Source organism: Rhizobium sp. USDA 3886 (assembly GCF_056279785.1).
The window spans coordinates 1,033,566-1,047,273 of sequence record NZ_JBWCDC010000003.1; the positions used below are offsets into that span (position 1 = coordinate 1,033,566).

Below are 13,708 nucleotides of genomic sequence, written 5' to 3' on the forward strand. Positions count from 1 at the left end.
AAAAACACCTCCGAGTGATAGGCCCAAGCCCAACTCTCAGTCGGTGCTCCTTGGACAGCGCTGTACGGAATCGAGGGCCGTTCGATCTCGGATGTGCCAGAGCTGACTGAAATGGAGGAATGTCCATGAAGCCGCGTATTTCTGTCTTGACGCTGGGTGTCGCCAATCTTGAGCGGTCGCTCGCCTTTTACCGTGACGGCCTTAAACTACCTACTCAAGGGATCGTGGGCCATGAGTTCGAGCATGGCGCCGTCGCGTTCTTTGACCTATCGAGCGGCGTCAAACTTGCGATCTGGGCTCAGGACGACCTGGCCCACGACAGCGGTCTGGCGAAAGTACCCGCAAGCAGCACCTCATTTTCGATTGGCCACAACGTCTTGCATCGACGTGAGGTGGACGAGGTCATGGAACAGGCCCGGCATGCGGGAGCAGACCTCGTAAAGGTCGCCGAGGAGACCTTTTACGGTGGATACGCTGGATACTTTACCGATCCCGACGGCCACCTATGGGAAGTGGTGTGGAATCCGGCCAATCTGCCACCGGAGGATTGAATCGGCGTGATTTCCGGGCTTCGACGTCGATCTCTCCAATGCGAGTACCAAGGAGCTTGGTGTGAAGGCTGAGGTCAAGCCGGTGATCACTTGCTCTTGTCGGTCGATTTTTTGAATTCCGGAGCGGGAAGCTTGGCCTCCGCGAGCATTTCTTCCTGCGTCGCTGAAGCACCGAGCTTGAGAAAAAGCCGCTCAGCTTCCGTGTCACTCAATCGGTATTTTTTGGCGAATTCGTAAACGGCGGCTCGCGGTCCGTCCAAACGTGGCTGTGTGGCTTCGAATTTTATCATCGGGAATTCTCCTAAGGTCCTCAAAAAAAGGTACGTGTGCGAAGAGCGGCGTCACCTCAGATCGGCTGCAGTCAGCGTGTAGGCCGATCGGCGATTGCGCTCGTAGACTTTGATCGCCGCGTCCTGGATAGCCGAACGCAATCTGTCGAAGGCATTGAGATAATCCGCTTCCACGAAGCTCTGATCGGCTTGCTTCATGAGCGCGGCAGCCTCTATGAGGAAGCGCACTTCAAACACGCCATCATAGCCTTGAAAGCGGACTGTCCGCTTCCCTTCGTCGAAACTGCGGCTGCTGTTTGGGAATTGAAGTGTCATGTCTGCCTCTTTCGGGCGTGAGTAAGCCGGGATGGCGGGTGACGTCCGGCGTCAACCCCTTGGCCAGATCGGGAAAGACCGGCTCTAAGCCTCCTGGCAGCCGATATCCCTATCGGGATAATGCCGGAATTGCGACGTTTGTTGCATTCGCCGGCACGAGCTGCACCCGGTCAACATTTGCAACAGCCTGGGCGGCGAGATGTCGTTCCAAGACCCCGAGAATCTCGCTATCAACCGTCTGATCGAATTTCCGGGCAAAGAGATTGGGGCTTGATATCAGTTCAGGGGCGTCTTGGCGCTGATAGGTTCTGGGACGCAGCTTTATGGTGCCATCGGGAATCCAGTCGATCGTCCGCAGGTCATCGCTGACGATTTCGCCTTGCATCGCAGAATTCATCATCACCGTTTGGAAGAATCCTTCGTCTGCAATCAGGGTGTTTTCATAGAACGCCTTGTAACGAGCCACACTCGGGTCGTGGCAGACGAAGTCGCAGAAAGCCCTTGTCACGATCATCCACTGATTGCCGATATAGGGTACGGCGTCGGTAAGGAAGGGCCTTGAATGTGCAGTGCGCTGAATGGTCTCCTCCAACTCGACCACGTATTCGCTGACGCGGTGCATTGTGTCGGGGCGCTCCCGATCCTGGTCCCGAACCTTGATGAATTCGCAATTGAGGTTGGCATTCAGGAATGCGGTGATCTGCTTTTGGGGTTTCAGCGGAAAGTCCTGGCCACTTAGATTGATGAAATGGCTCCATTCGCCCATTTGCAGCAGGCGCTCCATGCCGCGCAGTTCGGCATCGACCAGACTGTAGCCGCCCCAAAGAGCCTTCTCGCTTTTGATCATGTCAGCGTTTGCATAGGGCAATAGAAACCTCCGGATTTCGGCTTCGAGATCGGCGCCCGAGTTCTTGTCGACATGCACGACGTAGTGATTCTCGCTATTGTGGATCGCCCTGAACAGACGCTTGAATTGATCGGGATAACGATGAACCAGGATCAGATAGCCGATCATATGTTGGCTCCGCAGGATACGGATGATCGGAGGCATTGGGCGGGATGGGTAGTCATCGCGTTGATCCTATCAGAAGCGTGTCGAGCTGCGAACAGCGAGGCTGATCGGCCGATTTCTTCTTTGTTCGGGGAATATTGAGGCAAGCACGGAACTGGCGGAGCCAGGCACCTCCAGACACAGAGTAAAGTCGCGCTTTTTACTGGTGAGACCAAGGGCCTCTATCGATCGGGGCCCTTGGTCGCAGAGTTGTTTTGGAGGTTTCGCAAGGGGCCTCGTTACATCATGCCGCCCATATCAGGCATGCTGCCTCCGGCGGCATCCTTCCTGGGAAGGTCGGCAACCATTGCTTCCGTCGTCACCAGCAGGCCGGCAACCGAAGCCGCGTTCTGCAGGGCCGTGCGGACGACCTTGACCGGATCGACGATGCCCATGGCGATCATGTCGCCATACTCGCCGGTCTGGGCGTTATAGCCGAAATTGTCGGTATTGCTTTCCAGTATACGGCCAACGACCAGTGAGCCTTCGTCACCGGCATTTTCGGCGATTTGGCGAACCAGCGACTGCAAGGCCTTGCGGACTATGCTGATGCCGGCATTCTGATCGTCGTTCTCGCCCATGATCTTAAGGGCAATGGAGGCCCTAAGCAGAGCCGTGCCGCCGCCGGGAACGATTCCTTCTTCGACTGCGGCGCGGGTTGCATTCAACGCGTCGTCTATGCGGTCCTTCTTTTCCTTGACTTCGATCTCCGTCGAGCCGCCGACACGGATCACCGCAACGCCACCGGAAAGCTTAGCAAGACGCTCCTGCAGCTTTTCCTTGTCATAATCCGAGCTGGTTTCCTCGATCTGGGCCTTGATCTGTGCAACGCGGCCTTCGATGTCGGACTTGGTGCCGGCACCATCGATGACCGTGGTATTTTCCTTGGTAATGGAGATCTTCTTGGAACTGCCAAGCATGTCGAGCGTGACATTTTCGAGTTTGATGCCGAGGTCTTCGGAAATGACCGTGCCGCCCGTCAGGATGGCGAGGTCTTCGAGCATAGCCTTGCGGCGATCGCCGAAGCCTGGAGCCTTGACGGCGGCGATCTTCAGGCCGCCGCGCAGCTTGTTGACGACGAGTGTTGCAAGCGCTTCGCCTTCGACGTCTTCGGAGATGATCAACAGAGGCTTGCCGGTCTGGACGACAGCTTCCAGGATCGGAAGCATGGCCTGCAGGTTGGAGAGCTTCTTCTCATGCAATAGCACATAAACATCTTCCAACTCCGCCACCATCTTTTCGGCATTGGTGACGAAGTAAGGTGAAAGGTAGCCGCGGTCGAATTGCATGCCTTCGACGACTTCGAGTTCGGTTTCAGCGGTCTTGGCTTCCTCGACGGTGATGACGCCTTCGTTGCCAACCTTCTGCATCGCATCAGCGATATACTGACCGATTTCCTTCTCGCCGTTGGCCGAGATGGTACCGACCTGGGCAATCTCTGCCGACGTATTGATCTTTTGGGCCTTGGCAAGCAGATCCTTGACAACGGCGGTGACGGCGAGGTCGATACCGCGCTTCAGGTCCATCGGGTTCATGCCGGCGGCAACGGCCTTTGCGCCTTCGCGGACGATCGCCTGGGCAAGAACGGTTGCCGTCGTGGTGCCGTCGCCGGCGATGTCGCTGGTCTTCGACGCGACCTCGCGCAGCATCTGGGCGCCCATGTTTTCGAACTTGTCTTCGAGCTCGATTTCCTTGGCCACCGAAACGCCGTCCTTGGTGATGCGCGGCGCGCCGAAGGACTTGTCGATCACGACGTTGCGGCCCCTCGGACCGAGCGTCACCTTCACGGCATCGGCGAGGATATCGACGCCGCGCAGCAGCTTTTCGCGCGCATCACGACCAAATTTGATTTGTTTGACAGACATGGCAAAACTCCCGGGCTGATCGCCCAATGGTCTTCATGAAGGGAAATAAAAAGGAAGAAACGGTTAGGCGACAACGCCCATGACGTCGGCTTCCTTCATGATCAACAGGTCTTCGCCGTTGAACTTGATCTCGGTGCCGGACCATTTGCCGAACAGGATCCGGTCGCCGGCCTTGACGTCGAGCGGCTGGATCTGGCCGGCATCATCGCGCGCACCAGGCCCAACAGCGACAACTTCTCCCTCCTGCGGCTTTTCCTTGGCAGTATCTGGAATGATGATGCCGCCCTTGGTCTTGGCGTCAGCCTCAATACGGCGCACGACGACACGGTCGTGCAACGGCCGAAAAATGGTACTAATCATTTCTGGGTTCCTCAACGAGAATGCAGCCGAATGGCCGATCTCGATAGACAATCTTAGCAGTCTTACGTTGAGAGTGCTAGGATTGATTCATGTTTTGGTCGCATTCGGCAAGTTTGCCTCAAACGTGCCACGTATTTCCAGCCGAAGGGCAGCCCAGCACTGGCAAGACCATCGCTATCGATGCTTTGGCACATCGCGCCCTTAAGATGAAAACCCGAAATTACAGTGATCGGGAACTGCTGACTGCGCCAATCGGGACTTTTCAAGATAGTTGCCCGGAACGGACGTCTCATTCGCGGAATTGCATTCCGGTCAGAGCTCGGTCAACTCTGCACCGCGTACCGAAATGATGGCCAATTGCGACAGCACAAAGGAACAAGCACGGTAGCCTTGCAGTTAATGCGTAAAGCGTGAGGGACCCACGATGAACACCCGCCCCCAATTCGCGTCGCGAACCTCGCAACTGCCGCCGCAGATTTACTACGTGCATCCCCTGATGCTGAAGGGGTTGGAGGCGTGGAGAGAGATCTTTGCGCATGCGAGTGACCTTGGCTTTGACACGGTCCTGACGGCTCCGCCTTTCGAACATGGCCATAACACCAGTGTCTTTGTCGCAAAAAGCTTCGATCGCCTCGATCCGGAATTAGGGTTGGGTGACTCCGTCACGGACGCCGTCAGAGATTTGGTCCAAGCAGCAACAGACAACAACCTCAAGATTATGCTCGACCTGGTCGTTGATCGGGTCGCCGTTGATAAGGCTTTAGGATCGATCATCGCCGATCCGCGCGTACCCCCGCACGAAGCCGGCAGCCGGCGCGTCGATTTCACACGTGAACCAGGCCATATCGACGACTGGTTCAGTCGGATGAGGCTGCTTACAGACCTCGGAATTGCAGGCTTTCGCTGCCTTGGTATCGCAAGCCTGGCTCCAAAAGCCTGGTTCAACATTATCATGTCGAGCCGTAAGTCGGCGCCGCAAACAACCTTTCTGGCTTGGACGCCTGGCACCGACTTAAAGGATCGCAAGGCCCTAGAGGGCATCGGTTTTGATGGCAGCTTCTCCTCGTTGGCATGGTGGGACCTCGAGGAGCGATGGATCATGGACGAATACCAGATCCAGAGGCAGATCGGCTATCAGATCACGTTTCCTGAAGCACCGTTCGGCAAGCGCATGGCCCACGGCACCGACAGCCGGGAGGTTTTGCAGCGCAAGGCTGTCCGGGCGCTGCGGCTCTCTTCCACATTTGCCAGCGGCCTGATGATCCCGATGGGGTTCGAATACGGTGCCGCGATTCCACTCGATCCCATGCATGGGGATGGAACCGGCCTGCGCGGCCTTCGCGAACAGGGCGCGTTCGACCTTTCCGGCGATATCCGCGCCGTCAATGCCTGGACCAACAAGACGGCCGCCGGCTTCGCGCGTCGGCCTCTCAAGCTCATCTCCACCAGCCAAACCCCGGCCGTTGCTCTGATGCAGACGGACCAAGAAGATATGCATAGCTCACAAAAAGTGCGCGTGGTCGTCCTCAACCGCGACCTGCGACGCAGCGTCAGCGCACCGTTCAATCTTTTGCGTGAGGCCGCATCCTCGTTCCTACCGCTGATCAACCCGCAGGACGATGATGAGATTCTTGCCGCCCAACTGAAGCTGAAACCGGGTGAGCTTCGCGTCTTCGAAGGACAGTCATCCGTTCCAATCATTGACGCGGTTGCAGTACCTGCTGCCAGCGAGGCAGCGGCATCTGCAAGACTGGCAATCGAAAAGGTCACGCCGGCAGTCGACGAGGGTCGTTTCGTCGTCAAACGCGTTGTCGGCGAAGTGATCAAGGTTGAAGCCGATATTTTTGGAGACGGCCACGACCCCCTTTCGGCGGCACTTCTGTGGCGGCCGGCCGATCAGAGCGGGTGGAACGAAGCCCGCATGGAGCTCGTCGAAAATGACCGCTGGCGTGCCGAATTCGTGGCAAAGCGCCTAGGACGGCATGAATTCGTCGTGGAAGCGTGGCGTAACCCCTTCCAGATCTACCGCTATGAATTGGTCAAGAAGCACGAGGCACGTCTCGACCTTAGGCTCGAGATCCAGGAGGGCATCAACTTCGTGCTCGACGCGCTCGACCACGCCGACGGCCAGATCAAGACCCGACTGAAAACCCTGTTCGACACGCTGACGGAAACGCAGGATGCTCGGCGCACCGAAATCCTGCTCGCCGCAGACACCGCCGAGCTGATGGCAGCAGCAGACAGGCGGCCCTACCGCCTCCGCTCTCAGGTCATCCCGCTCGATGCCGAGCGTTCGGCCGCCGCCTTCGCAAGCTGGTACCAGGTATTCCCGCGCTCCCAGAGCGGCGACCCGAACCGTCACGGCACATTCGATGATGTTATCCAACGGTTGCCGGCCATCCGCGCGATGGGTTTCGATGTGCTCTACTTTCCGCCGATTCACCCGATAGGCACGACAAATCGCAAGGGTAAGAACAACAGCCTGCGCCCAGAACCAACCGATCCCGGCAGTCCTTATGCGATTGGCTCGCAGGCGGGTGGCCATGATGCGATTCATCCCGAACTAGGCACCTTCGAAGACTTCCGGCGGTTGATCGAAGCTGCCAAGGACGAGGGCTTGGAGATCGCGCTTGATCTTGCAATTCAAGCGTCACCCGATCACCCGTGGCTAAAGCAGCATCCGGGCTGGTTCGACTGGCGACCGGATGGAACGATACGTTACGCGGAAAATCCCCCCAAGAAGTACGAGGACATCGTCAACGTCGACTTTTATGCGGGTGAAGCAATCCCGTCGTTGTGGATCGCGCTTAGAGACATTGTTCAAAAGTGGGTCGATAACGGCGTAAAGCTGTTTCGCGTCGATAACCCGCATACCAAGCCCTTTCCCTTCTGGGAGTGGCTGATTGCCGATATCCGATCACAGCACCCGGAGGTCGTATTCCTGTCGGAAGCCTTCACGAAACCCAAGGTGATGTACCGGCTCGCCAAGATCGGCTTTTCGCAGTCCTACACCTATTTCACCTGGCGCAACTCCAAGTGGGAACTCGAACAGTACATGCGTGAGATCACGACGGAAGAACCTAAGGAATTCTTCCGTCCGCACTTTTTTGTCAACACGCACGACATAAACCCTGACTTCCTGCAGAATGCGCCGCGTCCGGCCTATCTTATCCGTGCTGTGCTCGCAGCGACGCTGTCGGGACTTTGGGGCGTTTATAACGGCTTTGAGCTTTGCGAGGGTCGGCCGGACGCCAAGCGCAAGGAATATGCCGACTCTGAAAAGTACGAGATCCGGGCGTGGGACTACGATCGGCCTGGCAACATCAAATCCGAAATTGCGATGCTTAACCGCATCCGCAGGGAAAATCCGGCTCTACATTCCCATCTCGGCCTGCAGCTTCTCACAGCCTGGAACGACAACATCATGTTCTACGAGAAGGCAAGCCCCGGGCGCGAGAACGCTCTGCTGATCGCCGTCAATCTCGATCCGTACAATGCCCACGAGGCAGATGTGGAAATTCCGCTCTGGTCATGGAACCTCGCCGACCATGCCGCACTCGATCTCGAAGACCTGATCAATGGTCACAAGTTTACCTGGGCCGGCAAGGTTCAGCGCCTTCGGCTCGATCCGCACGCCGGGCTGCCGTTTTCGATCTGGCGCGTGAGATAAGGGAGGAAAACAAAAATGGACGTCGCAACAAGCCGGAGCCAGATGCAGACCGAGACGCATACAAGCACGCAAGATTCCGATCCCCTCTGGTATAAGGACGCAGTCATTTACCAGCTTCACATCAAGTCGTTCTTTGACGCTGATGGTGACGGCATCGGCGACTTTAAGGGACTGCATGAGAAGCTCGATCACATCGCTTCGCTCGGCGCCAATGTCATCTGGCTCCTACCGTTCTTCCCTTCCCCGCGCCTTGACGACGGATACGACATCGCCGACTACACCAATGTCAGCCCGGACTACGGCACCATGGAGGAGTTCGAGGCCTTCGTCGAAGCCGCACATCAACGTGGGCTGCGGGTCGTGATCGAGCTCGTCATCAATCACACCTCCGATCAGCACCTGTGGTTCCAGCGGGCGCGCCATGCGCCTCCCGGCTCGCCGGAGCGCGACTTCTATGTCTGGTCGGACACGGATCAGAAGTTCCCGGAAACACGAATTATCTTTCTTGACACTGAAAAATCCAACTGGACCTGGGATCCCGTCGCCGGCGCCTATTACTGGCACCGGTTCTATTCCCACCAGCCCGACCTCAATTTCGATAACCCGCTCGTGCTGGAGGAGCTTCTGAACGTGATGCGCTTATGGCTGGAGACCGGGATTGACGGTTTCCGCCTGGACGCGATCCCTTATCTGGTCGAGCGGGAAGGAACAATCAACGAGAACCTGCCCGAGACACATGCGATCCTGAAGAAGATCCGCGCAGCCCTCGAGTCCACTCACCCGGGCAGGATGCTGCTTGCCGAGGCCAATCAGTGGCCGGAGGATACTCGTGATTATTTCGGCGATGGCGATGAATGTCACATGGCATTCCACTTTCCCCTGATGCCACGCATGTATATGGCAATCGCCAAGGAGGATCGTTTTCCCATTACCGATATCATGCGGCAAACGCCGGAAATTCCGGAGAGTTGCCAATGGGCGATCTTCCTGAGAAACCATGACGAGCTGACGCTCGAGATGGTCACCGACGACGAACGAGACTATCTTTGGAATATCTATGCCGCTGATCGCCGCGCGCGCATCAACCTCGGAATTAGGCGACGTCTTGCGCCGCTGATGGAGCGCGACCGCCGCCGCGTCGAGCTGATGAACGCGCTTCTGCTTTCGATGCCTGGTACCCCTGTGATCTACTATGGCGACGAGATCGGCATGGGCGACAATATCTATCTCGGAGATCGCGATGGCGTGCGAACGCCGATGCAGTGGTCTCCGGACCGTAACGGCGGTTTCTCGAAGGCAAACCCTGCCCGCCTCGTTCTGCCTCTCATCATGGATCCGCTTTATGGCTACGAAGCTGTCAATGTCGAAGCGCAGGGGGCTGACGCCCATTCGTTGCTCAACTGGACGCGACACATGCTTGCGTTGCGCAACAAGCACTCCGCATTTGGGCGGGGTTCCTTACGATTCCTAAAGCCGGGCAACAGGAAGATCCTTGCCTATCTTAGGGAGTACCAAGGCGAGACGATCCTTTGCGTCGCCAACCTGTCGCGCCTGCCGCAGGCCGTCGAGCTGGATCTTGCCAATTTTGCCGGTTACGTCCCGATTGAGCTCACGGGCATGTCACCTTTCCCGCCGATCGGTCAGCTCACCTATCTGCTCACGCTGCCCCCTTACGGTTTCTTCTGGTTCCAGCTCTGCCAGGACACTGATGGCCCCGCCTGGCGCGCCGAGCCTCCAGAGCAGATGCAGGACATGGTGACCATGGTCGTGCGTCGCGACCTGCAGGAACTGCTCGATGAGCCCCGGCTTTCAGGTACACTCTCGAACGAGGTGTTGCCGGCCTATCTCGGTAAGCGGCGCTGGTTCGCCGCTAAGGGCGAGAGGTTAAGGCATGCGTCCCTGATCTCCGCCATGCCGTTTCCCTTCGCCGGCAACATCCTGTTTGGAGAACTGGAAGCCGAGCTAGACGCGCGCAACGAGACCTACCTGCTGCCGCTTGCCGTGTCGTGGGATGACAGCCAGCCCAGCGCCCTTGTCCAGCAGCTTGCTCTTGCCCGTCTCCGTCAGGGACGTCGCGTAGGCTTTCTGACTGACGGTTTTGCGATGGAGGGACTTGCGCGCGGCATCATACGCGGACTCTGTGAACGTGCCGTCATAGCCGGTCGCGCTGGTAAGCTCGAGTTTCTGGGAACTGCGCAGCTCGACTGCACGAGCGTCAATGATGACATGCAGGTGCGTTGGCTCTCCGCAGAGCAATCCAACAGCTCGCTGATCGTCGGCGATATGGCGATGGTAAAACTCATCCGCCATATCTTGCCGGGGGTCCATCCGGAAGTGGAGATGACCCGCCATCTGACGAGCGTGGGATATGCAAATACCGCGCAGCTGCTTGGTGAAGTCGCGCACATCGCGCCTGACGGCAGCCGCTACACACTGATTATCGTGCAAAAAGCCATCCGCAATCAGGGCGATGCCTGGAACTGGATGCTGGCCAATCTGCGCCGCTCGATCGACGAGGTCGTGGTGACCGGCATCGATGGCAAGGCGGCCGACGAACATTTCCAGCCGTTGGTCGAGTTCGCTGCGACCGTTGGCAAGCGGCTCGGCGAACTGCATGTGGCGTTGGCGCAGCCGACCGAAGACGAAGCCTTCAAGCCTGCCGGCATCACAGACGAGGACGCCGCTAGCTGGGCAAACGCCGTAAGAGAGCAAATTCGCGACAGCCTCGTCATGCTTGAGGCGAGTGGCGACAGTCTTGCGCCCGCGCTTGCGAAACAGATCGTCTCGCTCACCCAACTGCGCGAACCTCTCTTGAATACTGTTGACGATCTCGCCAAGGCTGCAGTCGGCACGCTGATGATCCGAAATCACGGCGATTTTCATCTCGGCCAAATCCTGGTTGCGGAAGGGGATGCCTACATCATTGACTTTGAGGGCGAACCCGCCCGCGATCTCGCCAAGCGCCGCGCCAAGGCCAATCCCCTGCGAGATGTCGCAGGCCTCCTCAGGTCGCTTAGTTACTTGGCAGCATCCGCCGATCTCGACCGCGAACAGGTAAGCGAGGTGGAAGACCAAAGGCATACCGCACTCGTCAGGCGCTTCATCGACCTGGCCGAGCCGGCGTTTCTTCATGCCTATTTCGGAGTGATCGACAACGCGCGCGAACTCGACATTCCGAGCAATTCGCGCGGTCGCATCCTCGATCTGTTCCTGCTGGAGAAGGCGGCTTACGAGGTCGCCTACGAAGCGCGGAACCGACCCAACTGGCTGGCGTTGCCGCTTGGCGGTCTTTCTGCCATCGCGTCGAGACTGCTGGAGAAGGTCGCATGAGATACGAGCGCACAGACTTGATGACCGGTACTGTCGAAGAGGGCCTTCAGGCTCTCGTCGAAGGCCGTCACGGTGATCCATTCTCGATCCTTGGACGTCACCAGTACGGCGATTTTGCGGTCGTAAGGGCGTTGTTACCCGGAGCGGCATCGGTCGACCTCGTCGAGGCTGACACCGGCCACATGCTGACGCGACTTGAGACGATTCATGAGGGTGGTCTTTTTGCCGGGGCGATCGGCGACACGACGAGTTACCTCTTTCGCATCAACTGGCCGGATGCCGTGCAGGAGACGGAGGATCCTTATTTCTTCGGGTTATTGCTCGGCGAGCTCGACCTGCATCTGATCTCTCAGGGCACCCATTATGATCTCGGCCGTACGCTCGGCGCCATTCCGATGGAAATCGATGGCATCCAGGGCGTGCGTTTTTGCCTTTGGGCACCTAGTGCACGGCGGGTTTCGGTGGTTGGCGACTTCAACAGTTGGGATGGTCGCCGACATCCGATGCGACTGCGTCCGTCAGCCGGCGTATGGGAGATCTTCATCCCGCGCCTGACGCAGGGGGAACGCTACAAGTTCGAGCTACTTGACGCCAACGGCAATCTGTTGCCGCAAAAAGCCGACCCGGTTGCCCGTGCCAGCGAGGCTGCGCCCTCCACGGCTTCGGTCGTCGCGTCCTCGAAACCCTTCCGCTGGAGCGATGAAGACTGGATGCGTGCCCGCCGCGCCGACCGCGCACTCGAAGGTGCAATTTCAGTCTACGAGGTGCATCTCGGATCCTGGCTTAAGATCACGGAGGAGGCAAACCGGCCGCTCGACTGGGTCGAGCTCAGCCAGAGGCTGGTCCCCTATGCCCGAGATCTCGGCTTTACGCACATCGAACTGTTGCCGATCATGGAGCATCCGTTCGGAGGCTCCTGGGGCTATCAGCCACTTGGCCTTTTTGCTCCGACCGGTCGCTACGGCATGCCGGATGACTTCGCCTATTTTGTCGACCGCTGCCATGCCGCGGGCATTGGCGTCATCCTCGATTGGGTGCCGGCGCATTTTCCAGCCGATGTCTGGGGGCTTGCCCGCTTCGACGGCACCGCGCTCTATGAGCATGAGGACCCACGGGAGGGATTCCACAAGGACTGGAACACTCTGATCTACAATCTCGGGCGCAACGAGGTGAAAGGGTTCCTGATCGCCAGTGCACTCGAATGGCTGGAGCACTATCACGTCGACGGTCTGCGCGTCGATGCGGTCGCCTCGATGCTTTACCGCGACTACAGCCGCAACGAGGGCGAATGGATACCCAACAAATACGGCGGGCGGGAGAACCTCGAGGCGGTGGAATTCTTCAAACATCTGAACAGCATCATCCATCATCGGTGCCCGCATGCCTTTACGGCCGCCGAAGAGTCGACCGCCTGGCCGGGGGTTACAAAGCGGCCCGAAGACGGCGGCCTTGGCTTTGATTTCAAGTGGAACATGGGCTGGATGCACGACACGCTGCATTATATGCAGGCGGATTCAGTCTACCGCAAATACCATCATGCGGCGATGACGTTTGGCATGATCTATGCTTATTCCGAACGCTTCATGCTGCCGCTTTCCCATGACGAGGTGGTGCACGGCAAGGGTTCGCTGCTCGCAAAGATGCGCGGCGATCAGTGGCAGCGGCTTGCCAATCTGCGCGCCTATTACGGGTTCATGTGGGGTCATCCAGGCAAGAAACTGCTTTTCATGGGTTGCGAGCTTGCCCAGGAGAGCGAATGGAGCCACGATGGTTCCGTTCATTGGGACCTGCTCGACAACCCCGCTCATGCAGGTATTCAGCGGTTGATCGGCGACCTCAACAGGCTTTATACGCGAGAGCCGGCGCTGCAGTTCGGTGACCTTCATGCCGCTGGCTTCGAATGGGCGGCCGCCGACGATGCGGAAAACTCCGTCTATGGCATGCTTCGCAGTTCGCGCGACCGCTCGTCGCTGATGCTGATTATGGCCAATCTCACGCCTGTTCCGCGGGACGGCTATCGTGTCGGCGTGCCGAGGGAGGGACGCTGGGAGGTGGTACTCAATACGGATGCGGCAATCTATGGGGGATCCAATCTCGGCCAGACCGAGGTCTGGGCAGAACGCCAGCCAAGAAATGGCAAGGGGTATTCTATCCCTCTCCTACTGCCGCCGCTCGCGACGGTCTTCCTGCGGCAGAAGGAGTAGATTTCTTCCGTCTGGCGCTCTGACGTGGCGGCGGACATATGGGCGGCCGGGCTCAGGGGGCATGCCTTGCAG

Annotated in this window: 9 protein-coding genes; 4 read left to right on the forward strand and 5 right to left on the reverse strand. The window is 58.2% G+C overall.

The annotated features are described in order from the left end of the window. The first annotated feature begins 125 nt into the window (after positions 1 to 125). A complete protein-coding gene (locus ACZ9BX_RS27785) occupies positions 126 to 551 on the forward strand; it encodes a VOC family protein (protein WP_476221390.1) in 426 nt (141 codons plus the stop codon). 86 nt (positions 552 to 637) lie between these two features. Here the strand turns inward: ACZ9BX_RS27785 and ACZ9BX_RS27790 are convergent, their stop codons facing one another. From ACZ9BX_RS27790 to ACZ9BX_RS27810, 5 genes are all read right to left on the reverse strand, one after another. Continuing rightward, positions 638 to 841 (reverse strand): hypothetical protein, encoded by a 204-nt coding sequence (locus ACZ9BX_RS27790; RefSeq protein ID WP_132564776.1) that lies wholly within the window; start codon positions 839 to 841, stop codon positions 638 to 640. Positions 842 to 892: 51 nt separating this feature from the next. Beyond that, positions 893 to 1,156 carry a DUF1488 family protein gene (locus ACZ9BX_RS27795; protein ID WP_476221391.1) on the reverse strand — a complete coding sequence of 88 codons (264 nt, stop codon included), beginning with the start codon at positions 1,154 to 1,156 and terminating at the stop codon, positions 893 to 895. A gap of 109 nt (positions 1,157 to 1,265) precedes the next feature. After that, entirely contained in the window at positions 1,266 to 2,207 is a 942-nt protein-coding gene (locus ACZ9BX_RS27800; RefSeq protein WP_476221392.1) for a beta-1,6-N-acetylglucosaminyltransferase, read from the reverse strand. 239 nt (positions 2,208 to 2,446) lie between these two features. Continuing rightward, on the reverse strand, positions 2,447 to 4,072 hold the full coding sequence (gene groL, locus ACZ9BX_RS27805; protein WP_476221393.1) for a chaperonin GroEL: 1,626 nt from the start codon (positions 4,070 to 4,072) through the stop codon (positions 2,447 to 2,449). A 63-nt stretch (positions 4,073 to 4,135) separates the two neighbouring features. Beyond that, a complete protein-coding gene (locus ACZ9BX_RS27810) occupies positions 4,136 to 4,432 on the reverse strand; it encodes a co-chaperone GroES (protein ID WP_476221394.1) in 297 nt (98 codons plus the stop codon). Positions 4,433 to 4,856: 424 nt separating this feature from the next. Here ACZ9BX_RS27810 and ACZ9BX_RS27815 point away from each other — a divergent pair, with 424 nt between their 5' ends. Genes ACZ9BX_RS27815 through glgB form a run of 3 tightly spaced genes read left to right on the forward strand, consistent with a single transcriptional unit; the run spans position 4,857 to position 13,636 of the window. Then, positions 4,857 to 8,102 carry a maltotransferase domain-containing protein gene (locus ACZ9BX_RS27815; RefSeq protein ID WP_476221395.1) on the forward strand — a complete coding sequence of 1,082 codons (3,246 nt, stop codon included), beginning with the start codon at positions 4,857 to 4,859 and terminating at the stop codon, positions 8,100 to 8,102. A gap of 42 nt (positions 8,103 to 8,144) precedes the next feature. Then, on the forward strand, positions 8,145 to 11,432 hold the full coding sequence (treS, locus tag ACZ9BX_RS27820) for a maltose alpha-D-glucosyltransferase (protein ID WP_476223064.1): 3,288 nt from the start codon (positions 8,145 to 8,147) through the stop codon (positions 11,430 to 11,432). After that, positions 11,429 to 13,636 (forward strand): 1,4-alpha-glucan branching protein GlgB, encoded by a 2,208-nt coding sequence (gene glgB / locus ACZ9BX_RS27825; protein ID WP_476221396.1) that lies wholly within the window; start codon positions 11,429 to 11,431, stop codon positions 13,634 to 13,636. Before treS ends, glgB begins: the two co-directional genes overlap by 4 nt. The last annotated feature ends 72 nt before the right edge of the window (positions 13,637 to 13,708 follow it).

What these genes read in the sequence shown, in the direction of transcription:
- ACZ9BX_RS27785 (WP_476221390.1), top strand. Translation starts at nt 126, where the DNA reads ATGAAGCCGCGTATTTCTGTCTTGACGCTGGGTGTCGCCAATCTTGAG.
- ACZ9BX_RS27790 (WP_132564776.1), bottom strand. Translation starts at nt 841, where the DNA reads ATGATAAAATTCGAAGCCACACAGCCACGTTTGGACGGACCGCGAGCC.
- ACZ9BX_RS27795 (WP_476221391.1), bottom strand. Translation starts at nt 1,156, where the DNA reads ATGACACTTCAATTCCCAAACAGCAGCCGCAGTTTCGACGAAGGGAAG.
- ACZ9BX_RS27800 (WP_476221392.1), bottom strand. Translation starts at nt 2,207, where the DNA reads ATGCCTCCGATCATCCGTATCCTGCGGAGCCAACATATGATCGGCTAT.
- groL (WP_476221393.1), bottom strand. Translation starts at nt 4,072, where the DNA reads ATGTCTGTCAAACAAATCAAATTTGGTCGTGATGCGCGCGAAAAGCTG.
- ACZ9BX_RS27810 (WP_476221394.1), bottom strand. Translation starts at nt 4,432, where the DNA reads ATGATTAGTACCATTTTTCGGCCGTTGCACGACCGTGTCGTCGTGCGC.
- ACZ9BX_RS27815 (WP_476221395.1), top strand. Translation starts at nt 4,857, where the DNA reads ATGAACACCCGCCCCCAATTCGCGTCGCGAACCTCGCAACTGCCGCCG.
- treS (WP_476223064.1), top strand. Translation starts at nt 8,145, where the DNA reads ATGCAGACCGAGACGCATACAAGCACGCAAGATTCCGATCCCCTCTGG.
- glgB (WP_476221396.1), top strand. Translation starts at nt 11,429, where the DNA reads ATGAGATACGAGCGCACAGACTTGATGACCGGTACTGTCGAAGAGGGC.